This window comes from Mariprofundus micogutta (assembly GCF_001895085.1).
GTDB classification, from domain to species: Bacteria; Pseudomonadota; Zetaproteobacteria; order Mariprofundales; family Mariprofundaceae; genus Mariprofundus; species Mariprofundus micogutta.
Map to the genome: position 1 here is coordinate 130,256 of NZ_BDFD01000002.1, position 23,718 is coordinate 153,973.

The 23,718-nt window shown below is 50.3% G+C and carries 22 protein-coding genes; 7 read left to right on the plus strand and 15 right to left on the minus strand.

The window, feature by feature from the left end; all coding sequences use genetic code 11:
- Positions 1-7: 7 nt before the first annotated feature.
- The 10 genes from MMIC_RS01910 to dksA form a co-directional block, all read right to left on the minus strand.
- Positions 8-937, minus strand: a complete 930-nt coding sequence (locus MMIC_RS01910; protein ID WP_227819302.1) for a lysylphosphatidylglycerol synthase transmembrane domain-containing protein — start codon at positions 935-937, stop codon at positions 8-10.
- Positions 938-1,051: 114 nt separating this feature from the next.
- Positions 1,052-1,996: a glycosyltransferase family 2 protein gene (locus MMIC_RS01915; RefSeq protein WP_072658631.1), complete on the minus strand. Its 945-nt coding sequence runs from the start codon at positions 1,994-1,996 to the stop codon at positions 1,052-1,054.
- On the minus strand, positions 1,981-3,654 hold the full coding sequence (locus MMIC_RS01920; RefSeq protein WP_083530388.1) for an ArnT family glycosyltransferase: 1,674 nt from the start codon (positions 3,652-3,654) through the stop codon (positions 1,981-1,983). The genes MMIC_RS01915 and MMIC_RS01920 overlap by 16 nt, the downstream gene beginning before the upstream one ends.
- Before the next feature lie 27 nt (positions 3,655-3,681).
- Positions 3,682-3,987: a YggT family protein gene (locus MMIC_RS01925; protein ID WP_072658632.1), complete on the minus strand. Its 306-nt coding sequence runs from the start codon at positions 3,985-3,987 to the stop codon at positions 3,682-3,684.
- Positions 3,987-4,790, minus strand: a complete 804-nt coding sequence (gene proC / locus MMIC_RS01930; protein WP_072658633.1) for a pyrroline-5-carboxylate reductase — start codon at positions 4,788-4,790, stop codon at positions 3,987-3,989. The genes MMIC_RS01925 and proC overlap by 1 nt, the downstream gene beginning before the upstream one ends.
- A gap of 20 nt (positions 4,791-4,810) precedes the next feature.
- Positions 4,811-5,455 (minus strand): YggS family pyridoxal phosphate-dependent enzyme, encoded by a 645-nt coding sequence (locus MMIC_RS01935; RefSeq protein ID WP_227819303.1) that lies wholly within the window; start codon positions 5,453-5,455, stop codon positions 4,811-4,813.
- A gap of 4 nt (positions 5,456-5,459) precedes the next feature.
- The gene (gene recR / locus MMIC_RS01940; protein WP_072658712.1) at positions 5,460-6,062 is read right to left on the minus strand and encodes a recombination mediator RecR; all 603 of its coding nucleotides are present in this window, start codon (positions 6,060-6,062) and stop codon (positions 5,460-5,462) included.
- Positions 6,063-6,076: 14 nt separating this feature from the next.
- Positions 6,077-6,391 (minus strand): YbaB/EbfC family nucleoid-associated protein, encoded by a 315-nt coding sequence (locus MMIC_RS01945; RefSeq protein WP_072658635.1) that lies wholly within the window; start codon positions 6,389-6,391, stop codon positions 6,077-6,079.
- 35 nt (positions 6,392-6,426) lie between these two features.
- On the minus strand, positions 6,427-8,082 hold the full coding sequence (gene dnaX, locus MMIC_RS01950) for a DNA polymerase III subunit gamma/tau (RefSeq protein ID WP_072658636.1): 1,656 nt from the start codon (positions 8,080-8,082) through the stop codon (positions 6,427-6,429).
- A 115-nt stretch (positions 8,083-8,197) separates the two neighbouring features.
- A complete protein-coding gene (gene dksA / locus MMIC_RS01955; RefSeq protein ID WP_083530389.1) occupies positions 8,198-8,572 on the minus strand; it encodes an RNA polymerase-binding protein DksA in 375 nt (124 codons plus the stop codon).
- A 258-nt stretch (positions 8,573-8,830) separates the two neighbouring features.
- Between dksA and MMIC_RS01960 the strand changes: the two genes are divergently transcribed.
- The 3 genes from MMIC_RS01960 (at position 8,831) to MMIC_RS12530 (ending at position 11,566) form a co-directional block, all read left to right on the plus strand.
- Positions 8,831-9,886 carry an NAD(P)/FAD-dependent oxidoreductase gene (locus MMIC_RS01960; protein ID WP_072658714.1) on the plus strand — a complete coding sequence of 352 codons (1,056 nt, stop codon included), beginning with the start codon at positions 8,831-8,833 and terminating at the stop codon, positions 9,884-9,886.
- The gene (mnmM, locus tag MMIC_RS01965; RefSeq protein WP_072658637.1) at positions 9,883-10,461 is read left to right on the plus strand and encodes a tRNA 5-(aminomethyl)-2-thiouridylate-methyltransferase MnmM; all 579 of its coding nucleotides are present in this window, start codon (positions 9,883-9,885) and stop codon (positions 10,459-10,461) included. The genes MMIC_RS01960 and mnmM overlap by 4 nt, the downstream gene beginning before the upstream one ends.
- Positions 10,462-10,759: 298 nt before the next feature.
- Positions 10,760-11,566 carry an SPOR domain-containing protein gene (locus MMIC_RS12530; RefSeq protein ID WP_143144842.1) on the plus strand — a complete coding sequence of 269 codons (807 nt, stop codon included), beginning with the start codon at positions 10,760-10,762 and terminating at the stop codon, positions 11,564-11,566.
- Positions 11,567-11,615: 49 nt separating this feature from the next.
- Here MMIC_RS12530 and lipB read toward each other — a convergent pair whose 3' ends face one another.
- The 4 genes from lipB to MMIC_RS01995 form a co-directional block, all read right to left on the minus strand.
- Positions 11,616-12,221 carry a lipoyl(octanoyl) transferase LipB gene (gene lipB / locus MMIC_RS01980; protein ID WP_072658638.1) on the minus strand — a complete coding sequence of 202 codons (606 nt, stop codon included), beginning with the start codon at positions 12,219-12,221 and terminating at the stop codon, positions 11,616-11,618.
- A gap of 363 nt (positions 12,222-12,584) precedes the next feature.
- A complete protein-coding gene (locus tag MMIC_RS01985) occupies positions 12,585-14,375 on the minus strand; it encodes an AMP-dependent synthetase/ligase (RefSeq protein ID WP_072658639.1) in 1,791 nt (596 codons plus the stop codon).
- Complete coding sequence (locus tag MMIC_RS01990; protein ID WP_072658640.1) at positions 14,362-16,467, minus strand: 3-hydroxyacyl-CoA dehydrogenase NAD-binding domain-containing protein; 2,106 nt, start codon at positions 16,465-16,467, stop codon at positions 14,362-14,364. Before MMIC_RS01990 ends, MMIC_RS01985 begins: the two co-directional genes overlap by 14 nt.
- Positions 16,458-17,783 (minus strand): thiolase family protein, encoded by a 1,326-nt coding sequence (locus MMIC_RS01995; RefSeq protein ID WP_072658641.1) that lies wholly within the window; start codon positions 17,781-17,783, stop codon positions 16,458-16,460. The genes MMIC_RS01990 and MMIC_RS01995 overlap by 10 nt, the downstream gene beginning before the upstream one ends.
- Positions 17,784-18,009: 226 nt before the next feature.
- Here MMIC_RS01995 and MMIC_RS02000 point away from each other — a divergent pair, with 226 nt between their 5' ends.
- Positions 18,010-18,426 (plus strand): hypothetical protein, encoded by a 417-nt coding sequence (locus MMIC_RS02000; protein ID WP_072658642.1) that lies wholly within the window; start codon positions 18,010-18,012, stop codon positions 18,424-18,426.
- Between the two features lie 18 nt (positions 18,427-18,444).
- Here MMIC_RS02000 and MMIC_RS02005 read toward each other — a convergent pair whose 3' ends face one another.
- A complete protein-coding gene (locus MMIC_RS02005) occupies positions 18,445-19,104 on the minus strand; it encodes a site-2 protease family protein (RefSeq protein WP_083530392.1) in 660 nt (219 codons plus the stop codon).
- Between the two features lie 263 nt (positions 19,105-19,367).
- Between MMIC_RS02005 and MMIC_RS02010 the strand changes: the two genes are divergently transcribed.
- The 3 genes from MMIC_RS02010 to MMIC_RS02020 all read left to right on the plus strand — a co-directional run bounded on the left by MMIC_RS02010 (position 19,368) and on the right by MMIC_RS02020 (position 23,700).
- On the plus strand, positions 19,368-20,348 hold the full coding sequence (locus tag MMIC_RS02010) for an ABC transporter substrate-binding protein (protein WP_072658643.1): 981 nt from the start codon (positions 19,368-19,370) through the stop codon (positions 20,346-20,348).
- A 47-nt stretch (positions 20,349-20,395) separates the two neighbouring features.
- Positions 20,396-22,981: a hybrid sensor histidine kinase/response regulator gene (locus MMIC_RS02015; RefSeq protein ID WP_072658644.1), complete on the plus strand. Its 2,586-nt coding sequence runs from the start codon at positions 20,396-20,398 to the stop codon at positions 22,979-22,981.
- 77 nt (positions 22,982-23,058) lie between these two features.
- Entirely contained in the window at positions 23,059-23,700 is a 642-nt protein-coding gene (locus MMIC_RS02020) for a hypothetical protein (RefSeq protein WP_072658645.1), read from the plus strand.
- Positions 23,701-23,718: the final 18 nt, after the last annotated feature.

A 23,718-nucleotide genomic window follows, 5' to 3' on the forward strand; every position in this document is an offset into this window, starting at 1 on the left:
GGTTGAGTCAGTCAGCGTTAGATGATTTTTGCTTTTGCAGGATTTTTGTACCGCCCATGCGCCAGAGCACAATGCCGCCGGGGATGGCAGCGATCAGAAGAACAAATACCCAGAGCGCTGCCATAGCACCTGCTGCTTCGCTCGATGCACCGAACCAGACAGCAATACCTACATATCCAGCCTCTCGAATACCAAAACCGTTAAATGACAATGGAAGTGCAGAAGCCAGTGCAATCAGGCAAACCATGAAACCGTAAACAAACCAGGAAAGCTCCATACCTACGGCCATACCCAGAAAAACGTGTGACTGCACCACCAGAGCCTGAAACAGCAGTGAAACCGGAAGGCTCTTCCACCATGCAGCGGCGAACTCAGGAGAAGTTAGCGGTAATATTTTCCAGCCGGACAGCTTTCCCTGCCAGGCCGAGTCCTGAAGCTTGGGCCACCACCATCCGGCTGTGAATAACACGATAAAACCGACAACCAGGCCTGTGTTCCAAAGCCAGACCCACATCGAAGGCACATCAAGAAAGAACATGCAGAATGAAATCACCATCGCCAGCCCAACAACACCGTTCAGGCGCTCAAGAATTACACTCGCAGCTGCAGGCCAGCCTGCGTGCTCGCGACCTTTGGCCAGCAGGTAACCACGTGCTAGATCACCGCCGATAATGGATGGCAGAAACAGGCTTAAGAACATACCCAGAAAGTAGAGTTGGATCTTCCTGCCTGTTTTCACAGCAAGCCCGAGACCTCGTGCCAGCCATGCCCAACGGATAGCGGAGAAAACCTGTCCGATGATCAGGCAAAGGCAGGCTGCAATAACCAGCAGCCAGTCGGCTTCTTTTAATAGATCGAAAATAGCACTCAGGTCGAGCGCCCAAACAAGATAGCCCAGAATCAGGGCTGAGAGCAGCAGCTTAATCCACATCATCATCGAATAGCGACTCTCACCACAGGCCTGCTTGCATAAAGGGGTAGCTGCAGAACGACTCTCTGACCTTCACAGTTATCTCCCTCCGCGCTTTCTGTTTCCTCTATGCTGAAGCAGTTATTCGTCTTCGTCCCTGACACTATAGTGGCGGCGGCCTGTAGCTTCGTAATAGGTGCGAGCCTGCATCTCCAGCATCAGACCGATACCGAACAGCAAAATACCGGTCACAATCAGCAGCGAACCCAATTGCAGCATCGGCCTTGCTGCCAGGTCGGCACCGAAGATCAGCTTGTCCATAGTCAGCCAGAGATCAATGAACAGGCCTGAGGCCAGTGCGATCAAACCCGCAGGTCCGAACAACTGCAATGGTCGATCTGTAAAACGCTGGAAGAATAATACCAGCAGCAGATCCACCACGACGCGTACTGTGCGCCCGATACCATATTTACTCTCGCCGAACTGGCGTGCTCTGTGGGTGACGACCTCTTCACCCAGTTTGGCCCCGTACAGACTGGCCAGTGCAGGCAGAAAACGATGCTGTTCACCATAAATACGCAGGTTTTTCGCCACGTCCGCGCGCATCAGTTTCATGGGACAGCCGTAATCGTGCATACGTACATTGGTCGAACTGCGGATCAGGGCATTGGCAATCTTGGACGGCAAATTGCGTGATACACTGGCATCCTGCCTGTCCTTGCGCCAACCGTTGACCATATCGAGATTGTCCTTCTTAAGGCGTTCAAGAAGTTTGGGAATATCGGCAGGATCAGTCTGCAGATCACCATCCATATAAACGACATACTTGCCCTGTGCACGATCAAAACCGGCACTCATCGCAGCGGTTTGACCAAAGTTGCGACGCAGCTGGATCAGCACCACACGATCATCGCTTTCACGTGCTTTTTTCACAGCTTCAACTGTGCCGTCATCAGAACCGTCATCCACCAGAATCAATTCATAGGCAATATCCGCAAGCTTATCGGCCATTTCAGCTACCAGCAGTGGAACATTTTCCTCTTCTTCATACAGCGGAACGACGATAGAAATCAATGCTTCGGCCATGTTGTCTCCTCTCCCGTTTCCTCATCCAGTGGTTGCAGACTTATCAGCATCAACCATCTGCGCGCATACATACCGAAAACACGCTCATGCACAATAAGATAGGGAATAATCTCTTTTGGCAACAGTTCCAGCGACTGCTGGCTGAGTACAACGGCCTTGCCATCGACCAGCCACTGTCCTACCTCTTCCACGTCGGCAAGTGTTGGCAAACGCCCGCCATGGTAAAATAGTAGTGAGGGCTGGAAATATTGGAATGTCGCAAGTTCACTACCATCAAAACCGGCTGCTGTAGCTTTTTCTGCCAGGGGTTTACTCACCTTATGATGGTCAATGCCGGGCACCGACCATGCTGTAAGCAACAGAATAGAGGTCATCATGGCCAGCGATAATGGTACCCATAACGCCTCATTCTTCTCCCCGCGCCTCTTCAACCACCAGAGTGAAATCAGCGTCACCGGCAACATCGCCAGCGAATAATACCCTTCACCCGGCCACATTTTATGCAGTGCAATGCCGCCTCCGATAATCAAACCGATGGACAGGATCAATGCAGTCCAGGCCAACCAGTTCATGGCGCGGTTTTTCTCAGACTCGCTTGCCTGTATCCAGCCGGTAGCCATAAGCATGGCCACAGCCGGAAATACCGGCAGTACATAATTCGGCAACTTGGTACTGGCAATACTGAAAAAGAGAATATAAACACCAAGCCAGCAGAGCATAAACAGACGAATCGGCTGCTCCCTCAAAGCTTTCAGACGCCAGGCTCCGAATACCAGCATCGCAGCCAGTAGTCCCGACCACGGAAACCAGCCGGCAAAGATACTGACCAGATAGAGTCCGGGAAATCCGCGATGGCCCTGCAGCGGGTCGGTAAAACGCTCCAGATTATGGCGAAACAGAAAACCTTCCAGCCAGACGCCATCGGTGAGTACACCCACGGCGATATACCATGGCAAAGCCACCCCCAGTGCTATCACCGCACCCTTGAACGGCATGAACAGGCGCCAGTTTTTCCAGTCGCGATTGACTGTCAGAAAGGCTGAAACAATCAACAGCGGCATCAGACCCGCAATGGGCCCCTTGGCCAGCGTGCCAAAACCAATGGCTACATAAGCCACAACCAGCATAGTCGGCATTTTCCGTGGCGGAGAATCCTTGCCTTCCAGATAGACAATCAACAATGCAGGCAGTGCGATGCCCAATGCGAGCATCAATAGGGGGTCGGGAACCGCAGCGCGTGCGATGACGGCCATATGCAGGGCCGTGGCAAACAGGGTTGCCGCCAACAATGCAGCCCTGTCCCGCTGCTCCTTTACTTCGCCGACCAGCAGGCGCCGCATCATGCCCCACACCACCAGTACGAGAGCCGTCATGGCCAGTGCCGATGGCAGACGAGCTGACCATTCATTGAAACCGAACATGGCATCAATCGGCATCATTAACCAGTAAATCAGGATAGGTTTATCAAAGCGGTAGTCACCGTTGAACATCGGTACCCACCAGTTGCCTGCCAGCAGCATCTCTTTTGCACAGACAGCATTATTGGGTTCATCGACATCCCACAAGGTGTGCCCGCCAAGCGCCGCAAAGAAATTGACCGCACAGATCAGCAGCAGCCAGGTGGCCGGGTATTTCAGCAATGTATTAAGGTCAGGCATCAAAAAAGGGCTGATCGATCAAAACGATCAGGCGCCCTGAATCAGGCTGTATGCCATCGTCTGCAGTGTCGGCACAAGGAAGTTGTCCAGAAACATGATGACAAGCAATACAATCAATGGAGAAAAATCGATGCCGCCCATATACGGCACGCGTTTACGCACAGGAAACAGCAGCGGTTCGGAAAACTGATTGATGATGCGCACGATTGGGTTGTACGGATCAGGTGACACCCAGGAGAGTACCGCACGGGCAATCACCACGATCATGGCTGTCATCAACACCACATGAATCACGCCTGAAAGCGCCTGCAAAAAATAACCCAGTATATACATTATCCCGCCAACTCCTCGCTTCGCTTACTGGCTGCTATGACACCCTTGCGCACTGCCGCCGGCAATCCCATCTCGTACATCTCATCGAGTGCAGCCTGTGTGGTGCCACCCGGACTGGTCACCTGATGACGCAATTGCTCAGCGGTACGGTCACTCTCGGTCAGCATCTTGCCAGCACCGAGTGCTGTCTGTGCTGCCAACTGGCTGGCCAGTTCTTCGGATAATCCCAGCTTCACTCCCGTGGCTTTCATGATTTCTGCCATGAGAAAAAAGTAGGCCGGGCCTGAGCCTGAAAGTGCCGTAACAGCATGCATCTGACTTTCTCGCTCCACGCGAACTGATTCTCCACAGGCTTTCAATACGTACTCAGCGCGTTGTTTATGCAGCTCGTCGGCATCACTATACAGCGCTGACATGCCAGCACCTACCAGTGCCGGGGTATTGGGCATCACACGCACAATACTGACCCGATCTCCCAACCATTCATGCAACACCGAACTGCTGATACCCGCAGCAATGCTGACAACCGTGACATCCGCTTTCAGCTCAGCTGACAGGCCGTTCAGGGCCGGTTTCATCTGTTGTGGTTTTACGGCCAGCACCAGAACATCAGCCGCTTTTGCCACCTCGGCATTATCCGCGCTTACTTTCACAGCATAGGTTTGCATCAAAAAATCACGGCGTGCCTGCTGTGGCTCGGACACCCAAATTTTTGCACCCTCATGCCCGGCATTCCGTAGCCCTGCGATTAACGCCTCAGCCATATTGCCGCCGCCGATAAATGAAATGGTTAATTGTTGCATGGTCCGTCCTTATTTATCATTTAAACGCTGCGCCCTGTGCCAAACACTGTTGACCCCAGACGCACCATTGTTGAGCCCTCTTGCACGGCAATCCGATAATCATTGCTCATCCCCATACACAGAATGGCAAATCTCCCATCGAACAACTGATCCCGCAAGTTTCGTAAATGTCTGAATGCAGCCCGTACATCGCCATCTTTCGGTGCCATAGCCATCAAACCCGCCAACTGTAAACCATCAACCTGTGACAGCTCTTCTGCAAACGTGGTCAGAATCTCCGGGTTGATACCCCGCTGCTCAGGATTGTCGGCAATATTCACCTGAATAAGAACCGGCAGCGTCCGGTCTGACACATGAGCGGCTACTGCTCTGGCAGTATCAATATCGTCACAACTGTGCCACATAGCCGCGAAGCGACCGATGTACTTGGCTTTATTCTTCTGCAAAGGACCGATCATATGCCACTGGCACTCGGGCCAGCGCGTGGCCCGATCACGCAAGTTCTGCGGGCGGGATTCTGCAAAGTGGATTTGACCCGCCTGCATCAGCGTCTCTACTGCCTCATCCGGTGCATATTTGCTGACCACCAACAGCTTCACATCAGAAGCCTGCAATTCTCCGGCAATAGTTTGCCAGCGCTGTATCAATTGTAGTTTGTCTGACATCAGTTCAGATGGATGTGGCATCCCAGGAAACGCGCTGATCCAGAGCGCGACTCAAGGTATGCTCATCCAGATATTCCAGCTCGCCGCCTTCCGGCACACCACGGGCAATACGGGTTATTTTAACACCTGAGGAGGTAAACCGCCGGGCCAGATAATGGGCTGTTGCTTCACCATCAACCGTCGCACTGGTCGCCAGAATCAGTTCTTTCAAACCACTGGCCACACGTTTGTCGAGCGCAGCCAGATTCAACTGTTCAGGACCAAGACCATCTACGGGACTCAAACGTCCGTGCAACACATGGTAATGGCCTCTAAACCCGTGTCCGCGCTCCATCATCAGCACATCTACAGGTTGCTCAACCAGACACACAGTCTGTGCATCACGCCTGACATCATTGCAGAAATGGCACACCGTCTGCTCGGCAAAACAGCCGCAGTTTTCACAAAAACCTACCTGTTCATGCAATCTCGCCAGCGCTTCAGCTAATGCGACTGTATCAGCAGCAGGACGTGAAAGCAGATTTAAACCCAGGCGCAGAGCCGTTTTCGGGCCTACTCCCGGCAGGCTGGCCAGCATCTCCACCACACGGGCCAGAGGTGCAGGCATACCGAAATCGTAAATCAAAGAGAAAAACCGGGTGGCAATGGCATACCGGCCATCATGCCCTGCTGTTTCTGTTTGGCTACCTCTTCCACTTTCTGGGAAGCATGATTGATCGCAGCAGTAACCAGATCCTCGACCAGACCTTTATCCTGTTCCTGCCAAAGCGAGTCATCGATAGCGATACGGCGCACCGAGCGGTCACCACACATGGTCACTTTCACCATACCACCGCCTGCCTCACCATGAATCTCCATGGCAGCCAGCTCTTCCTGCATTTTGGCCATATTTTCCTGCATTTTTTTGGCCTGCTGCATCATTTTTGCGATATTCATACCTTATTCTCCAAACTACGGTTTAATCTATTGATTCAATCTTCTGATTCCACGCCTGCAGGTAATACTTTCACCAGCTGTGCATCCATCTCCTGCATCAGCGCACTGACATGTGGATCATTTTCTGCACCTTGACGCAATCGCAAAATCTCGGCTCTGGATTGACGGGCACGCTCCTGAGAAAGGGATTCCCCCTCATGATCCTTCTGAGACTCCCAGAATACTTCCCTGCCCAGCCATTCGGCAAAAGCCAGACGATCATTGGCTGCAATCGCACGTTCCTGATGTTTATCCAGTGCCAGACGCACTCTGCCGCCGAACTCGACACAGATGACATGTTCAAGCATGGCGGAAACACCGGGTTTAATTGTTCCAAAAGCTTCAACTGCATCCTGCCAGTTTGAATAGTGCTTACCCGCAGCACCGCCCTGATCATGCAGTGGCAGATCCGGTTCTTCCTGTCTCACTTCATTATCTACAGGCATTGAATCAATGGAAGACGGGGCGGAGGGCGTAGTTTTTTCCTCAGCCATCGATGTTACGGGCGTGACCTGTTCAAGCGGTTTTTTTTCCGGCGCTGCAATAGCATCTGATTTCACTGTTGAAATCGCGTTCAATCCACACAAACGCATGAGCAACATTTCAGCACCCATGCGCTCATCCACCACAGCCAGATCACGAATACCGCTGATCAACACCTGATAGCGCAAATCAAGCGCCTGTGATGACAGGGCTGAAGCATGGATTTCAAGCCATTGTTTATGGTCAGCCTCAACATCATCACCTAACAGCGTTTCATCCACCTGCAGACAGGCCAGCTGATGCCAGAGCCTGGATAGTTCCATCAACAGAGTACGTGGCACAAAACCACGGCCGGTTGCACCCCTGAGCAATTCTACCGCACGGGCTGCATCCGAAGAAAACAGGGCACTGGAGAGTGAACAGGTCAATTCTGAACCCACCATGCCAAGAGCAGCATGCACATTCATCAGTGTTAAATGTTTATCAGAAAATGCCAGTACGCGTTCAGCCAGTGACAATGCATCGCGCACACTGCCGTCTGCTGCCCGGGCAATGGCTGCAACGGCATCGCTATCGGCAACAATAGATTCAGAGCTGAACACATGCGCCAGATAATCACTGATCTCTTGCTGGCTTAAGCTTCTCAGATCAAAACGTTGGCAACGTGACCGCACGGTAATCGGCAATTTATCCGATTCAGTCGTTGCCAGAATAAACAGCACCCGCTCAGGCGGTTCTTCCAGTGTTTTCAATAAGGCATTAAAAGCACTCTTGGAGAGCATGTGCGCTTCATCAATAATATAAACCTTGGTTTTCAGAGTACTTGGCAGATAACGCACGCCATCGAGAATTTCACGCACATCATCTACACCGGTATGACTGGCAGCATCCATCTCCTGCACATCAAGGTTGGAACCTGAAGCAATGCCCTGACATGCAGAACAAGCACCACAGGGTTCGCCATCAACAGCTTGCTGGCAATTCACCGCCATGGCCATCAGGCGGGCAATCGTGGTCTTACCTACGCCGCGAATACCACAAAGCAGATAGGCATGTGCCAGATTACCGCCGGATAGTGCATTTTTGAGCGTTCGCACAACCACATCCTGGCCGACGAGATCGGAAAACTTCTGCGGACGCCAGCGGCGCGCCAATACCAGATATGACATGCCGACCACTCTACGGTTTGACTCATTCGGTGCAATGCCCTTCACGCAGGATCACGGGCACAAAAAAGCCCGCGTTATACGCAGGCTTTTTCAATCATCGGGTTTCGATTTATTATCAGTCGTCGGAACGTGTACGCTCTTCCTGCTCCTGTGCGGTTTTGCATTCGATGCAAAGTGTTGTTACAGGGCGAGCCTGAAGACGTTTCACGCTGATATCACCGCCACATGAATCACACTCACCGAACTCACCGTCTTTAATGCGTTGCAGTGCCTGATCAATCTTTTTGATCAAACGACGCTCACGATCTTTGATGCGCAGATCAAAGTTGCGGTCGGTTTCCATACTGGCCTGATCGGTAGGGTCAGGAAAAGAGGTCTGTTCCTGCTCAGTCATGGCCTGAACGTTCTCGCTCTGGCCAACTTCCAGCTCAGCTTTCCAGTCGGTCAATTGCGTATCAAACTCTTCGAGTTGTTTCTTGGTCAGTGCCATAATTATCCTCCAACAAAGGGACAAATTCAAAATGAATCTGTAAAAAGGGCGCGAACCTTAGCGATTCTTGCGAAGGGTGTAAATAAAGCCCATTTCCTAATGGATTATAACATAACAATACTCTGAAAACGACAAGAACATCTGCTTGTCAGGCTTGCTCTGAATAAGGCCGTCCATGGCCTGTGCGGATACTCTGACTTATTCAGAGTACCCTTAGCTTTACCAGACATGCGACCCATTTCAGCTTATTATACGCACATGAACAGTGTAAACAGAGAAATCGACATGCTGATTGTAGGACAGGGTCTGGCTGGCTCCATTCTCGCCTGGCAATTAATACAATGCGGCAAGTCGGTGCTAGTCACCCATGATGAGCATGCTTCATCAGCTTCGCGTGTGGCTGCAGGTCTGTTTAATCCGGTTACTGGCCAGCGCTTTGTTCTGCAATCTGATGCAGAGGTTTTGATTCCGGCGGCACGAGAGCTTTACACACACATGGAGCAACAGTTCGAGCAACCATTCTTTTATGAGATGCCAATGCTGCGCATTATCAAAAATGAGAAGGAACTGAGCACGCTTTATAAACGCAAAACTGACCCTGTCTACTCTGCTTATCTTGGTGAAATTACCACACATCCGTCGCTCAATGCACCACTTGGCGTCGTTGAACAATTCCAGACAGGTTACCTCGATACCAATGCCCTGCTTGATTGCCTGAAGAGCTATTTCATCGAAAATCACAGTTTTATCTCAAATCAGTTTATCCATGATGATCTCGAAACCACGGCTGCTGGTATCTGCTGGAATGGCATCAAGGCCAATCAGATCATCTTCTGCGAAGGATATATGGGCAGAAACAATCCCTGGTTTAGCTGGTTGCCCTTCCAGCCAGCCAAAGGTGAAATACTGACCCTGAAATCAACGGCAGAACTACCCGATCAAATTATCAATGGCGGACGCTGGTTGCTTCCGGTGCATGATGGCAACCATAAAGTCGGTGCTACCTATGACCATGACCTGTCTACCACACGCCCCACTGAGAAGGCTGAACATGGATTACTTGGAGCGATGCAGCAGTTGCTGATTGATATGCCTGACTATGAAATCATAGCGCAGCAATGCGGTGTGCGGCCCAACACTCTGGATAAGAATCCCTTTATCGGCTTCCACCCAGAGCATCATCAGCTAGGCATTTTCAACGGCTTCGGCTCCAAGGGTTCCATGCTTATCCCATACTATGCAGATCTGTTTGCACAGCATCTGACAGACTCAGCAGAAATACCTGCCCGGGTCGATATTGCGAGGATTCAATGAGCAGAATTTCACTCACTGAAAAAGTTCATCAAAGCCTTCTGCCCCGTTTCAGGTCCGGATCCATTGCCATTGATGCCACTGCAGGCAACGGTTTTGACACGCTGTTTCTTGCTTCGCGCACCAGTGAGAGCGGTTCGGTATTTGCCTTTGATATTCAACAGCAGGCCATTGAGACCACCCGCAAACGCCTGGATGAAGCCGGTTTACTGGACCGCACCATGCTGATTTGTGACGGACATGAAAACATGGCTGAGCACATTCCTGCCCCACTGCATGGTAATGTGGATATGGTCCTGTTCAATCTTGGTTACCTGCCCAAAGCTGACAAGAGTGTGATCACCCATACATCCACAACACTGCAAGCACTGAATTGCGCACTAAGGCTGCTTTCCGATGCTGGCTACATCTCCATTCTCGCCTACCCCGGCCATCCCGGTGGTCGCGAAGAGACTGAAGCCGTAAAACTCTGGGCAAAAAGTCTGCCTGAAACTTCATTCAACATTTGTATACACAAACCTGAACATAGTGGCAGCAGCTCCCCGGAATGGATTGAAATTACGTCTGTGACCGGCTGACTGTTTTTAGAAATGCTTTCACCCCTTAAGTTGTGAAATTTGATCTTATGATCTATAACAATAATTCAGACGGGGGGATTAGTGTCTGGGGGGGGAGATTGAAAAATGCAGGCAGCGTATGAACAGCACCTGCCTGTTTGCTATGGATAGGCAAATCTTTATGACCCTTACTCTCCCGCTTAACTGAAGCTTGAGCTTGTACCAATGAAATCTGCCCGCCTGGTGGCATTGGATTTCAGAAGCTCCGTTTGAGAAAACGCCTCCCGGTCTGACAACTCTCGATGAAGGAGTAAATACGATGAGTGAGCTTTTTTCTGACATAAGGAGAACAGATACCGGTCTTGATCAAACAGACCCGGAAGAGGACCGCAAAGGAGACTTCATCCTGCTTGTTGGCATCCTGGTTCTTTTGGCCGGAGTTGCCGGATATCTGGTATTGAATCCTGCGGAATCCACGTTGAAGAAAGGTGTCGCCGTCAAGAAAACTCCGACAATCACCACACCAGCTACCGTTGCACCGGTCGAACTGGTTCCCGTAAACCCGGCTCAATTCGCTGCTGAGCCTGTTGCTTCTGAACCTGTTGCTTCTGAACCTGTTGCTTCTGAGCCTGTTGCTGCTGAGCCTGTTGCTGCTGAGCCTGTTGCTGCTGAGCCTGTTGCTGCTGAGCCTGTTGCTGCTGAGCCCGTTGCTGCTGAGCCCGTTGCTGCTGAGCCCGTTGCTGCTGAGCCCGTTGCTGCTGAGCCCGTTGCTGCTGAGCCCGTTGCTGCTGAGCCCGTTGCTGCTGAGCCCGTTGCTGCTGAACCTGTTGCCTCTGAACCTGTTGCCTCTGAACCTGTCGCTGCTGTAGCGAACTCAGCAAAAGTTCTCAAACCGGCCTTTGCCTGGGCGGTGAACCTCGTCTCGGTCACTTCTCAGCCTGCCGCCCTGAAAATCAGCGAGAAACTGAAAGCGGATGGAACAGAAACCGAGGTTGTTGAGATACAGGTGAAAGGGCGCAAATACTACCGCATCCGTGTTCCCAATCTTGCCAGCAAACAGGCTGCTGCCGCGTTCAAGGAAAAGAGTGCCTATAAAGATGCCTGGATTAATCGCTACACAAAATAAATGATGTTCGCAGAGCGGACTAATTCAAGACGTCGGTAAAAATGAACAGCTATAACAGCGTCTGAAAACTGTTCTGCCAGCGATTTGCCAAATCGGATAGTGCTTGCGGCTCGGTGAAATCAGAAATACTGACCGCAGCTGAGCAGAGGCCGCAGGGGTTGATAGCGGCAAACCATTTCGGATCCACGTCCACATTCAGTGCCATGCCGTGATACGCCACGCCTTTGGTGATGCGCACGCCCAGAGCGGCAATTTTTCCTTTTTCTGTCCATACACCGGGAAAACCGCAGTTACGCTTTGCATCAATGCCCGACTCTTTGAGTAATTCGATACAGGATTGCTCCAGCAAGTGCACATAACGTTTGACTCCGATTTCCCGATTTCGCAAATGAATGACGGGATAGAGCATGATCTGACCCGTACCGTGAAAGGTCATCTCTCCGCCGCGATCAGAGTGTACAACGGGGGCATGAAGCACTGCACCAAGCCGGTTATCAACACCGCGACGGCCGGTCGTATACACTGGTTCATGCTCACAACAGTAAATGATCTCATTTTGCAATGCAGCCGCCACAGCATCGGCTCTGGCATGCAACATTTGCCATACCGGCTCATACGGCTGCACAGCCAGCCACTGATATTCCATAGAATTCATTGATGCATATTACAAAGACATGAGCAGCTGTATATGCATTTTATGATATCTCGCCTTACCAACAGAATCATTCCGGCAGTGCTCGATTTTGTCACATGTCCCCCATTTGGGGGATAGACACAGAGACTTAAAGCCTGTTAGCAATGGCAGCAGTTGAAAACGGAATTTTCAGATCAATTAATAAACTTGTGGGAAGGTGAAATCATGGAAGGTTTACCGTTAATGGAAATAGGTAGTATTGGCATACTGTTCCTGGCAGCTATACTTTTTAAATCAATGTATAAAACAGAGAATAAATAACAAATCAAGTCCACTCAGGTGTTGCTTATTAAATAATAACGGAGGGCCAGGCCCTCCGTTTTTTTATTCCTCAACAGCCTCCGGATAGAGTGATTCAATCAAGGCATGGTGAACTTCACATATCTTGCGCCGCTTTAATTTCAGTGTCGGCGTCAACAGACCACTGTCCTGCGTCCATTCCTCATCGACAAAAGCAAATCGTTTAACCTGCATAAAGCTTGAAAGATCATGTTCATCGTGGCGCATGCGCTGCAGAACCCAGGCAGTGACTTCACTATTTTGCCGCCAGTCATCAGGCAGTACGGCAAACTTCTCCTGCTGCCAGACTGCTGCCAAACCAGCCCCATCCGGGACAATCAGTGCTGACACATACGGACGGTTATCGGCAATCACCATGCTCTGCAGAAAACATGGATCCTGATTCAGATGTTGCTCAACTGTTGCGGGCGGCACATTCTCACCATTGGAGAGCACCATGATCTCCTTCTTGCGATCTACAATGGTAATGAAACCGTCATCATCCATTTCCACAATATCGCCTGTGCAGAGCCAGCCGTCGGCATCGAATACCTCTGCAGTTTCTTCAGGCCTCTTCCAGTAGCCCTGCATCACCATCGGACCTTTAACCAGCAACTCACCGTCTCTGGCCAGCTTGAATTCCACACCCGGTAATGCTGCCCCCACCGTAGCAGGTTTAATGTTCTCCATACGATTCACCGACAGCACAGGCGAGGTTTCAGTGAGTCCGTAACCGGGTAAAACCATGATATCAGCAGCCAATAGAAATCTGGCAATATCCGGGTGCAGTGCTGCTCCCCCTGAGATAAAACCCCGGATATTTCCACCCATCTTCTCGCGTAATTTGGCATTGACCACGCCATCCAGAATCTTCCATAACAGAGCCTTTCCACCAGCCAAATCACTGCCCTGTTGCCTGAGTTCAAAACGTTCCATGCCCAGCTTTTGAGCCAGATTGAACAGCTTACGTTTCAAACCGGGACCGGCTGCAAGCTTTGCCTGCACGCCGGCATAGATCTTTTCATATAACCTTGGCACTGAAATCATGATGGTCGGAGAGACTTCAGGCATATCCCGCAACAATGTTGTGATCGCTTCCGCATAAGCAATTTGAGAACCACACGCAGCAGGAAGAAAGTGCCCCACTGTACGTTCAAAGGCATGTGAAGCAGGCAGAAAAGATAGAAACAGGTCATCTTCAAAGACAGGTACGCCACCTATACCTGCTGCGACATCGGACAAAATATTGTCATGCGTGAGCATCACACCCTTGGGGAAACCGGTAGTTCCGGAAGTATAAATCAGAGTGGCCAGCTGGCTTCGATCAGGACATGAGGCCTTTAATGCATTATCCCATTGTTCATCACAGGTGATCGTGCTGATACTCTCCGCATCACCGTGAAATGGCAGCCGTTCAACATCCACGCCGTCAAGCTTATGCAGCTGATCTCCTTCCTCGACAAAAACCAATGAAACACCGGCATCATCGAGTACATATTGCACGGCTTCAGGTGGGTCGGTGAAATAGGCTGGTACGGTCACTGCACCCAGCCTCAAAATCGCAAAGTCGGCTATGAACCATTCCGGACAGTTATGCCCCAGAATACCGACCCGATCTCCCGGCCTGACACCCTTGAATTCCAGCCAGGCTGCCAAACGCAAAACAGCTTGCTGCACCTTGATGCGAGACCAGCTGTTCCATTCACCATCACTGCTACGGTAACGAAGCAGTGGTTTATCCAGCCATTCGGCAGGAGATGCCAGCAACAGATCAGACAAACAACCTGCCTGCCGGGCTTGCTGGAAACCGCTACAGAACTGTTTATCGGAAGTCATCTAAAACCTCCAGATTCCCCGGCACATCAAACCCCATATTCTCAATCCTGCTCCACAGTTCAGTCCTGTCGTAACCTGAAAAATAGCGCAACAGGCCACCTCTGAAAGGGGGAAATCCGATGCCGTAAATAAAGGCGGCATCAAGATGTCCTGCATCCTCAACCACCTGTTCGGACAGACATGCAAGTGCTTCAACAAGCATCGGTATCAGGCATACTTCTATGATACTCCGGTTGTTCATCACCCGACTTGAATCACTCAGATCCGCATTGGCCTCGTGCTCGACCGTTTTAATGCCCGAAAGGTAGGTCGATAGCTTGCCATTAAGCGCGCCCTGCTTACCCTTCTCGTAAACAAAAAAACCTTGTCCGGATTTTTCTCCCAACAGACCATCGGCAACCATCTGTTGAAACCAGTCCGGCATGGCAAATTGATGATGTCTGGATTCACCCAGTGTATTGCCAAGATGGTTTCCCACGTGCAGACAGATATCCAGGCCGACTCGATCCGCCAGCTCAATCGCCCCCATCGGCATGCCGAAATTCTTCAATGCGCCATCCACATGCTCGGGTTTTTGCCCGTTCTCAAGCAGTTTCAATGCTGCGACCATAAATGGCATCAGACAGCGATTAACCAGAAAACCGGGTCGATCAGCAACAATGACCGGGTATTTACCCCACGATGCGGCCAGTGCACAGGTTTTATCGATTGTTTCTTCACTTGTTTTTTCGCCAGCAATCACTTCGACCAGCGGCATCTTTGGTGCAGGATTGAAAAAGTGCAGTCCGGCAATACGGCCGGCATTGGCACGTCTGTTCTGCATATCCGAAACTGACAATGATGAGGTATTGGAAAGCAGTAGCGCATCTTTAGGCACCTGCTTACCAACATCGGCCCATAGTTGCCGTTTAATCTTGATATCTTCGAGTACGGCTTCAATAACCACATCCGCATCACTTAAACCGCTCCCATCCAATACGGGACGAATACGAGATAAGCGTTTATGATCAGTACGCCCGCGCCGGTTGGCCAGTCGGCCTATGCCTTTCATGCCTCGCGACAATGGTTCGGCAGCCACCTCATGCAGATCCACATCCATTGTTTTAGCAGCCACCCAGGCAATGCCTCCACCCATCACACCTGCACCATAAACCGCTGTTTTCCTGAAACCTGCGACGGCCTCTCGCCCCCGTTTTGCAGCCTCCTGTTTTTTCAGGGCTTCACCCAGATAGAATACGCGAATCAGATTTTTACACGTAGGAGTCACAGCCAGTTTACCCAGAGATTCCGCCTCACGTGCCAGTGCCTGGCCATCAGGCATATCGACAATCTCTTTCAGCAGATTTAAAACTGCCGGAATTGCCGGATAAGCCTGTTCCACATCCAGGTGTTTGAGGCGGGCGTATGTTCGTTTTTCAACTTGTTGAAAAAACAGTACTTTTGCTGGCCAAAGCTTTAACCACCATGGATTAAATTTGCGCTGCTTCACTTTCCCTCTGGCTGCAAGGTAATGGATGCTTTCTTCCTGTTGCTCAGGCTTACAAACAAGTGCCGCAAGCCCGATGCGTTTGGCACGCCGTGCATCCACTGCAGAACCGCTTAAAATCATCTCCACAGCTTTCATCCAGCCCACGCGTTGTGGCAAACGTATGCATCCACCAAAACCCGGATGAATACCGATTTTAATCTCTGGCAATGCCAGTCGGGTTCGTTTGTGTTCAACCGCTACGATATAATCACAGCCCAGTGCAACTTCCAGACCTCCGCCCATGCATGCACCGTTAACCAGTGCGACAGAAGCTGCGGGCAGCACCTCAATCCTCCGACAAATCGACTGCCCCCGTTCAGCAAGTTTTGTTGCCTTGTTCACATCGGTCACTGAAGCAATAATTTCAAGGTCGGCTCCGGCAATGAAACAACCTGCCATACCGCTCTCTAACACCAGCGTTTTCGGTGGCTCGGCCTCCAGTGCCAGAAGGTGTGCCTCAAGCTGGGTAATGCAGAGCTCATCAAGTACATTTACTGATTTGTCGCTACGTTCAAAGTGTAAACGTGCCACATCACCGTCACGAATCAGCTGGACTACTTCCATGATTCACTCCCGATCAGGACTGATCCACCCTGTCCTCCTCCTATGCATATTGAAGCCACAGCCAGACCGCCACTGGTGTCTTTCTCAAGCTGGCCAAGTGTAGTCAGAACCAGACGAGCCCCGCTCATTCCCACTGGATGGCCCATAGCCACTGCACCGCCATGCACATTTAGCCTGTCCATATCCGGGGCTCCCATTGCTTTGGACAAGCCCAGTTTTTTCTCGGCAAACGAGTTGGATTCCATTGCTTTCAGGCAAGCCAGCACCTGCACAGAAAATGCTTCGTTAATCTCCATACGTACCAGATCGCGAATAGTCATCCCGTAGCGAGATAATAACTGATGTGTGGCATAGACCGGACCAAGTCCCATGCGGGCCGGATCGCATCCGGCATAAGTCCAGTCGTGCAGGTAACCCATAATCGGCCAGCCCTCAGCTTCAGCCTTGGCACGACTGCTTAGAATCAGCATGGCTGCTCCGTCGGTAATCTGGGAGCTATTACCCGCCGTAACTGTACCCAGCGGTTTTTCAAATACAGGTTTAAGCTTTGCCAGTGCCTGCATGGTCTGACTTTCCCGAATCCCCTCATCACGATGAATGGCTGCAAAAGACGGTTGCGCAAACACATGCATCACCTCATCATCAAACCAGCCCTCATTCCAGGAGGCTGCTGCCCGCTGATGACTCTGCAGAGCGAATTCATCCTGTTCCTGACGTGAAATGGAGAAATCGCGTGCCAGCACCTCAGCGGTCTGGCCCATATTCATGGCTACTGTCGGGTCGGTCAGCCCCTCCATCAAGGCAATGCGTGGTTTCCATGGTGCTTTGGCAATTTCAAGCAACACAGGCAACTTCTGCTGCAGTGTTCGGGCTCTGGGTAGCTTGGCCATCGCCTCACGAAATCGATCATGAAACAGCAATGGCGCATGTGTCATCGATTCCACGCCTCCGGCCAGCACCACATCCGCGCGCCCGGCCTGGATCTTTTCAGCGGCATCTGTAATGGCCTGCATGCCCGATGCACAGTTTCGATGTACCGTATGCGCAGGCACATTGCGGGGAATACCGGCATTCAGTGCAATCACGCGTGAGATATTGACTGCATCAATAGGTTGAATCACATTACCGATAATGACCTGATTGATCTCGGTACTGGAAACAGGAGAACGGGCCAGCACTTCGCGCACAGTCAGCGCTCCAAGGTCAACAGCTGACAACTGATCAAATGCTCCGCTGGCTTTACCCAATGGTGAACGAATCCCGGCAACAATGACAACCTCGATGGGTTCATGCTGTTTCGTGCTTTTTCTGACCATACGCACTCCTTTGCTACCTATACCAATATGTAGCTTACACTGAACTCATACGCAAGTCTGGTTTGGTCGTCTTTCACCTGAAAATCTGTCACATCTCTGTTTCTTCGATGCCTGGTTAACACGAATGAACAGGCACGAAAGAATAAGTGATATATGCCACAGACCCTTTTGGCATAAAGCCTTATCATTATGAAGCGCATAAAACCGATGAACCATGGAGGTTGTGATGAAAGCGTTTATTCGCAAACACAATTTGATACTGAGTCTGGCTGTTACGCTTATCTGGTTTGCTGTCACTGTGCTGATCAGCAATGCTGTTTATGCTGATGAAGCTTCAGGTTTCTGTGACTGCAGTACTGCTGGAGAAGCATCAAATAATGTGATTTGTCATATCCCGCCGGGTAACCATCAGAACATGCATACTATTCGCGTCGGAGACCCCGCCATTCATGCGCATTTGAATCATGGCGATATGCTCGGACCATGTCCGGGAGATGAAGCCGAAGTGGAAAGTGAACATGAAGTTGCTCAGGGCCTTCCAGCATGCACCTGTGATGACGGCACTGTAGGCAGCCTGTATCATATACCTCAGTCAGCAGTTGCTTTTGAGGCATACAGCCTGCGTTCTGTATCGGGTCAGTGAAGCGGCTTTCTCAGGATGCTAGTAAGGCAGAGCCATATTAATCAGGAACCCCGCACTGGCTGAAACCATCGGGCCAATCACGGCCTGAAAAAAACCAAGCATCAACAGTGCAATGACGATGATCATGCCGTAAGGCTCAAGACGCGATAACTGCCAGGCCATTGGACCAGGCAATACGCCCACGGCAATACGTCCACCATCCAGAGGCGGCAGAGGAAGAAGATTAAAGATGCACAGAACCATATTGAAAATAATGGATGCCTGACACATCAGTGCCAATGGCTCAGCAGCCCACATCATGGATGCCGGCATATTGACTACCACCATCAATACCAGAGCAGATACTACGGCCAGAACCAGATTGGTAGCAGGTCCAGCCAGAGCCACCCAGATCATATCCCTTTTGGGGTTACCCAATTTCCTGAAATCAACGGGGACCGGTTTAGCGTAACCGAACAGAAATGGTGAGCCCAGCACAACCAGCACCAGAGGAATCGCAATAGTACCAATTGGATCAATATGTTTGATCGGATTGAGGGTCAAACGCCCCATAAAGCGGGCGGTATTATCACCCAGTTTGTCGGCAACCCAACCATGGGCAACCTCATGCAGGACAATGGCAAGCAATACCGGCAGCGCCCAGATGCTTATCTTCTGCATGATATCAGCAATATCCACTTGGCAACCCCTTCAATCAGTCTGCAAATAAAGCAACACTGTAACACTAGTGCGGAATGGAATCATGCCGACTATTACAGCTTAGTCTATCGGTAAATGCGTTAGAACAGCCAATAACGATACTCTGACACATAGCAAACAAGCTATTTCCAAATACGGCATGGATTATGCTTAATATTTCAATCCCTTTCTGTCGCATCAATGGCAGTTCGAGACCCGTGCACTAGGCATGGATAACATTCATCACTCTGCATGGAGGAACCATGAAAAAATCAGTCCCATCGCTGCTTCTCATTTTGATTGGTCTGTTTCTTACAGGCTGCAGCAATGAGCCGGAAGAAACCGATACCGGCAAACCCGAAGTGAAAATCGGGCGGCTGATCTGCGGTGGACACCTCTCCCTGGCAGTTGTTGAAAACCTGTATCAGGATGATTTGAAATCATTTCGTTTAAAAACCATTCAAAACCATGACTGGAACGATGTCATTAATGATATGAAAAGCGGCAAGTTAGCCGGCACATTCATTTTATCTCCTCTGGCCATGAACATGATCCGTGAAGGCCTGCCTGCAAAAATTGTTCTGATGGCAGATCGTAATGGCAATGGCTTTGTACTTGCCAATAAGTATAAAAGCATTGCTGAATTGAAAAACCAGCAAGCGATACTGGCTGTTCCCCATCTTTACTCTCAGCACCATGTGCTGCTCTATCTTGCACTCAAGCAGCACGGTGTTGATTGTAAAAAGATAAAAGTGGTTGGTATGCCACCACGTGACATGATCACCTCACTCCAGCGCGGAGAAATTGACGGGTTTGTCGTCGGTGAACCGGAAGGTAACAAATCGATTTCGCTCGGTGTGGGCTGGATGGCTTCTATCTCACCAAAGATATGGAAAGACCATCTGGACCATGTATTCCTCGCATCCGACACCTTCATCCACGACCACCCGGATCAGGCACAGGAGCTGATTCATGCATTGAAGAAAGGCGGCATGTATATTGAAAACAATCCGCACGAAGCGGCAGTCATGGGCGAAGATTATACTGGCTCCAGTGCTGCAGTGTTTGAACAGGTTTTAACCGATCCACCCGACTGGATCGATTATACCGATATGATCCCAAGCGATGAGCGCGTTCGAGCCATGGCCGATGTAATGGTTGAAATGGGCCTGTGGCCGGATATCCCGGAAAACCTTTCTGATTACACCGAGCAGCGATTCATTCTGAAGGCTTCAGGGCAATAGCTGGATGGGCATGCGTAAAACCTTTTTCTGCGACGAAGTGAGCTGACTTGTTTTCTGCCAAAAAATTACCGCTAAAGGCAGCCTGGTACGGCCTTATTTTCCTGGCCTCCCTGCTGCCTGCCCTGGCGCTTTCGCCATGGTTATCCCAGCAGGCCCATAGCCTGCTGCTTGATCGTGCGATGTTGGAAGAGGAGTTGTTCCACAAAGAGATGGAAATACACCTTCGTCTTGAAACGGAACGTCTTGTCTCCGTACTGCTCAATAAGTCCGATCCAATCTCCTACTTCATGCGTGATGGCGACAAGCTTGATCTCACCCGGAAACTGATTCAAAAAATCATCCGGCGTGAATCGATGATAAATACAACCACACTCTATGACCGGCATGCCAACATCATCATTTCCAGCCATCGGGGTAAACACACTCCGGCACATATTGACAAGGACTCGCCTGCGTTTGCCATTCCAATGTTTAACCGGACTTATATCGGTTCACCTGGACTTTTATCAGACAACCATTATGAGTTCATGATTGCTGTGCCGATTGTCACCGGCAGCGATGTTAGCGGGGTAATGATCAGCACCATCAATATTAATGACTTCTGGCATCACATTCGTTCCAAAGTAGCTGATCATAATTCCATGGTTTACCTTGTTGATGGCCGCGGCTCCCTGCTCACACATCTATCTGAAACCCGGCATCAGCAAGGTGACCTGCTCTCAGATAAAGCAATAGTGCGCTCTCTTCTGGCAGGCAAAGACTGGCATAAACCTGAGGTTTACGAGGGATTTGAAGGTAATAATGTGTTTGGCATTGCAACCCTGGTGCGGGGACTGCATTGGGGGCTTATTTCCGAGATTCCATCCAGCACCATCATCTCACCAATCATATCTTCACTCACAGCACTAACCCTTATCGTTGTACTATTGCACGTAATATTTGGCCTGATCAGCCTGCTGTTTACCAAACGTTTGCTCAGTCCGATCTCAGATCTGGCCCAAGTAGTTAAACGCGCCACGCAGGGGGACTACAGACACGAAGTCCATACTTCCGCTTATCGTGAAATTGATGACCTGAGTACTTCGTTTAATACCATGATTCACGAGATTGAGAATCGGGAAAATTCGCTCAGGAAGCTCTCCCAGGCCATTGAACAGGCTGGTGAATCCATCATCATTACCAACCGCGATGGCATTATCGAATATGTAAATCCGGCTTTCTCACATATGACTGGATTCAGTCGTGATGAAATCATAGGCAAATCGCCCGGCATCCTGAGTAGTGGCAGACAGAACAAAGCATTCTATACGCAGATGTGGGAATCCATTCTCTCAGGGGAAAGCTGGGAAGGTATGCTCACAGATCGCAAAAAAGATGGCTCTCTCTATCCAGTCATGATGAATATTGCAGCCATTTATGCTGGTGATGAAATCACCCACTTTGTCGCTATTCAACAGGATATGAGTGAACAGAATCAACTGGAAGAGCAGTTGCGCCAATCCCAGAAAATGGAGTCACTCGGCACTCTCGTTGGCGGCATAGCCCATGATTTCAATAATATCCTCGGGGCTATGACCGGGAATATGTACCTGATCAAAAAACGGGCTGCTGATAATGAGATGATTACTGATAAAGTGGAGAAGCTGGAGTCACTGGCCTTCTCAGCGGCCAATATGATTTCACAGCTGCTCGCATTTTCCCGCCAGGCATCTGTACAGATGGATACCATTTCACTGACCTCTTTCATCAGGGACTCACTAAGCCTTTCAAGCTCAAGCATCTCCGAAAACATTTCACTCACAACCCGGATTACGGAAGAACCTCTGGCTATTCTCGGTGATGCAACGCAGTTACAACAGATTCTGATGAATCTACTGAACAATGCCCGTGATGCGGTTGAAAATACTGAAAACCCTGCAATTACTGTGTCCGTGCAACCATTCCATGCAACACAACAGTTTCTGCAGCAGCATCATGAACTCAGCGCCGAGACGTATGCCCGAATCAGCATTAGCGATAACGGCATGGGAATCTCGGAAGATAATCTGAATAATATTTTTGAACCCTTTTTCACGACCAAAGATATTGGCAAAGGTAGTGGGCTTGGCCTGTCGATGGTGTTCGGTGCCATGCATACTCATGGCGGCACGATCGAAGTGGAAAGCACACCGGGCACCGGCACCACCTTTCATCTCTATTTTCCGGCCCGGGATATGACAGAAATCACCACTGAACATGAACAGGCAATAGAAACAGCCGGACATGGTGAGTTACTGCTTCTGGCTGATGATGAAGCGCAGGTCCTGGAAACCAACAAAGAGGTTCTTGAAACCCTGGGTTACAAGGTTCTTACTGCCAGTAATGGCAGAGATGCCATCCACCTGTTTAAACAGCATAAGCATGAGATTCAACTCGTTCTTACGGATGTCGTGATGCCCGGCATGGGCGGCGTAGCCATGGCGGAAGAAATTCTCCAGATCAAGGCAAACACACCCATTATATATACAACCGGTTACGATAAAGAGCAGGTATTACCCGATCAGGTTATGGAAAATGCTCTGATTCTGACCAAACCGCTGGATGTGCCGGAACTCAGTCAGCAGGTCAGCAGACTGTTATCACAAGATGATTAAAAAAACATCACTCCATGCACCCCGTTTGACTTTACTACTGCCACAGAGTTGATCAGGCTTTTCTGCAACGGATAATCATGAAATCACTGGCACGTATCATTACCTTTACCCTGTTGACTGCACTGGCCTGGCTAGCCTGGCAGGCACCTGCCAGTGCGCCTGATCCCCGCATGATCCGCGCAGCCATTCCTGACAGACCCGTTGGCTCACAAGGTTCGGAAATTAAGACAGACCTGTGGCGTGTTGTAACGCGCAGAGTTGTATCCAAAGCCGCCGTCTATTCGCTTAGCCGCCGCCTGCAAGGCATGAAGCTGGAGCCAATCAGCATTGAAAAAGAGGAAGATGTTACCATGCACGCCTTTGACGATGCCATCCTGTTCAAAACCAGAGCACAGGCATGGGAAGCCAGCCGCATCTGGAAGTCACACGATATTGAGTCTACTGTCATCAAAGCAGATGAAGCGGGTGTATTTCTGGTCGGCCTTGGCCGTTTCTTTCAAGCTAAATATGCTGAAGCGATGCAGCAAAGGCTTGAGCATACGGGGCGAAAATACCGTTATCAGAAACGTATCGTACCAATCCCAAGCTGGCGCTTCACTTTTGCACCGGGCAGCAAAGAAAAGGCTGATATTTTATGGGAAAAACTGCACGCCACAGGCGTCATTATGCCGGTGCTGATGCCGGAACCCCAGTTTCAAAAGTTATACGGTAGTAACTGAAGCATGCATGGCTTCAGT

Excerpts from the sequence above, each read along its gene's own strand:
- MMIC_RS02000 (WP_072658642.1), top strand. The coding sequence starts at position 18,010 with ATGAAAGCGTTTATTCGCAAACACAATTTGATACTGAGTCTGGCTGTT.
- MMIC_RS01925 (WP_072658632.1), bottom strand. The coding sequence starts at position 3,987 with ATGTATATACTGGGTTATTTTTTGCAGGCGCTTTCAGGCGTGATTCAT.
- MMIC_RS01935 (WP_227819303.1), bottom strand. The coding sequence starts at position 5,455 with ATGTCAGACAAACTACAATTGATACAGCGCTGGCAAACTATTGCCGGA.
- MMIC_RS01960 (WP_072658714.1), top strand. The coding sequence starts at position 8,831 with ATGAACAGTGTAAACAGAGAAATCGACATGCTGATTGTAGGACAGGGT.
- lipB (WP_072658638.1), bottom strand. The coding sequence starts at position 12,221 with ATGAATTCTATGGAATATCAGTGGCTGGCTGTGCAGCCGTATGAGCCG.
- MMIC_RS01945 (WP_072658635.1), bottom strand. The coding sequence starts at position 6,391 with ATGAATATCGCAAAAATGATGCAGCAGGCCAAAAAAATGCAGGAAAAT.
- proC (WP_072658633.1), bottom strand. The coding sequence starts at position 4,790 with ATGCAACAATTAACCATTTCATTTATCGGCGGCGGCAATATGGCTGAG.
- MMIC_RS02020 (WP_072658645.1), top strand. The coding sequence starts at position 23,059 with ATGAAATCACTGGCACGTATCATTACCTTTACCCTGTTGACTGCACTG.
- MMIC_RS12530 (WP_143144842.1), top strand. The coding sequence starts at position 10,760 with ATGAGTGAGCTTTTTTCTGACATAAGGAGAACAGATACCGGTCTTGAT.
- MMIC_RS01920 (WP_083530388.1), bottom strand. The coding sequence starts at position 3,654 with ATGCCTGACCTTAATACATTGCTGAAATACCCGGCCACCTGGCTGCTG.
- mnmM (WP_072658637.1), top strand. The coding sequence starts at position 9,883 with ATGAGCAGAATTTCACTCACTGAAAAAGTTCATCAAAGCCTTCTGCCC.
- MMIC_RS01990 (WP_072658640.1), bottom strand. The coding sequence starts at position 16,467 with ATGGAAGTAGTCCAGCTGATTCGTGACGGTGATGTGGCACGTTTACAC.
- dnaX (WP_072658636.1), bottom strand. The coding sequence starts at position 8,082 with ATGTCATATCTGGTATTGGCGCGCCGCTGGCGTCCGCAGAAGTTTTCC.
- MMIC_RS01910 (WP_227819302.1), bottom strand. The coding sequence starts at position 937 with ATGATGATGTGGATTAAGCTGCTGCTCTCAGCCCTGATTCTGGGCTAT.
- MMIC_RS01995 (WP_072658641.1), bottom strand. The coding sequence starts at position 17,783 with ATGGTCAGAAAAAGCACGAAACAGCATGAACCCATCGAGGTTGTCATT.
- MMIC_RS01915 (WP_072658631.1), bottom strand. The coding sequence starts at position 1,996 with ATGGCCGAAGCATTGATTTCTATCGTCGTTCCGCTGTATGAAGAAGAG.
- dksA (WP_083530389.1), bottom strand. The coding sequence starts at position 8,572 with ATGGCACTGACCAAGAAACAACTCGAAGAGTTTGATACGCAATTGACC.
- MMIC_RS01985 (WP_072658639.1), bottom strand. The coding sequence starts at position 14,375 with ATGACTTCCGATAAACAGTTCTGTAGCGGTTTCCAGCAAGCCCGGCAG.
- recR (WP_072658712.1), bottom strand. The coding sequence starts at position 6,062 with ATGCCTGCACCTCTGGCCCGTGTGGTGGAGATGCTGGCCAGCCTGCCG.
- MMIC_RS02010 (WP_072658643.1), top strand. The coding sequence starts at position 19,368 with ATGAAAAAATCAGTCCCATCGCTGCTTCTCATTTTGATTGGTCTGTTT.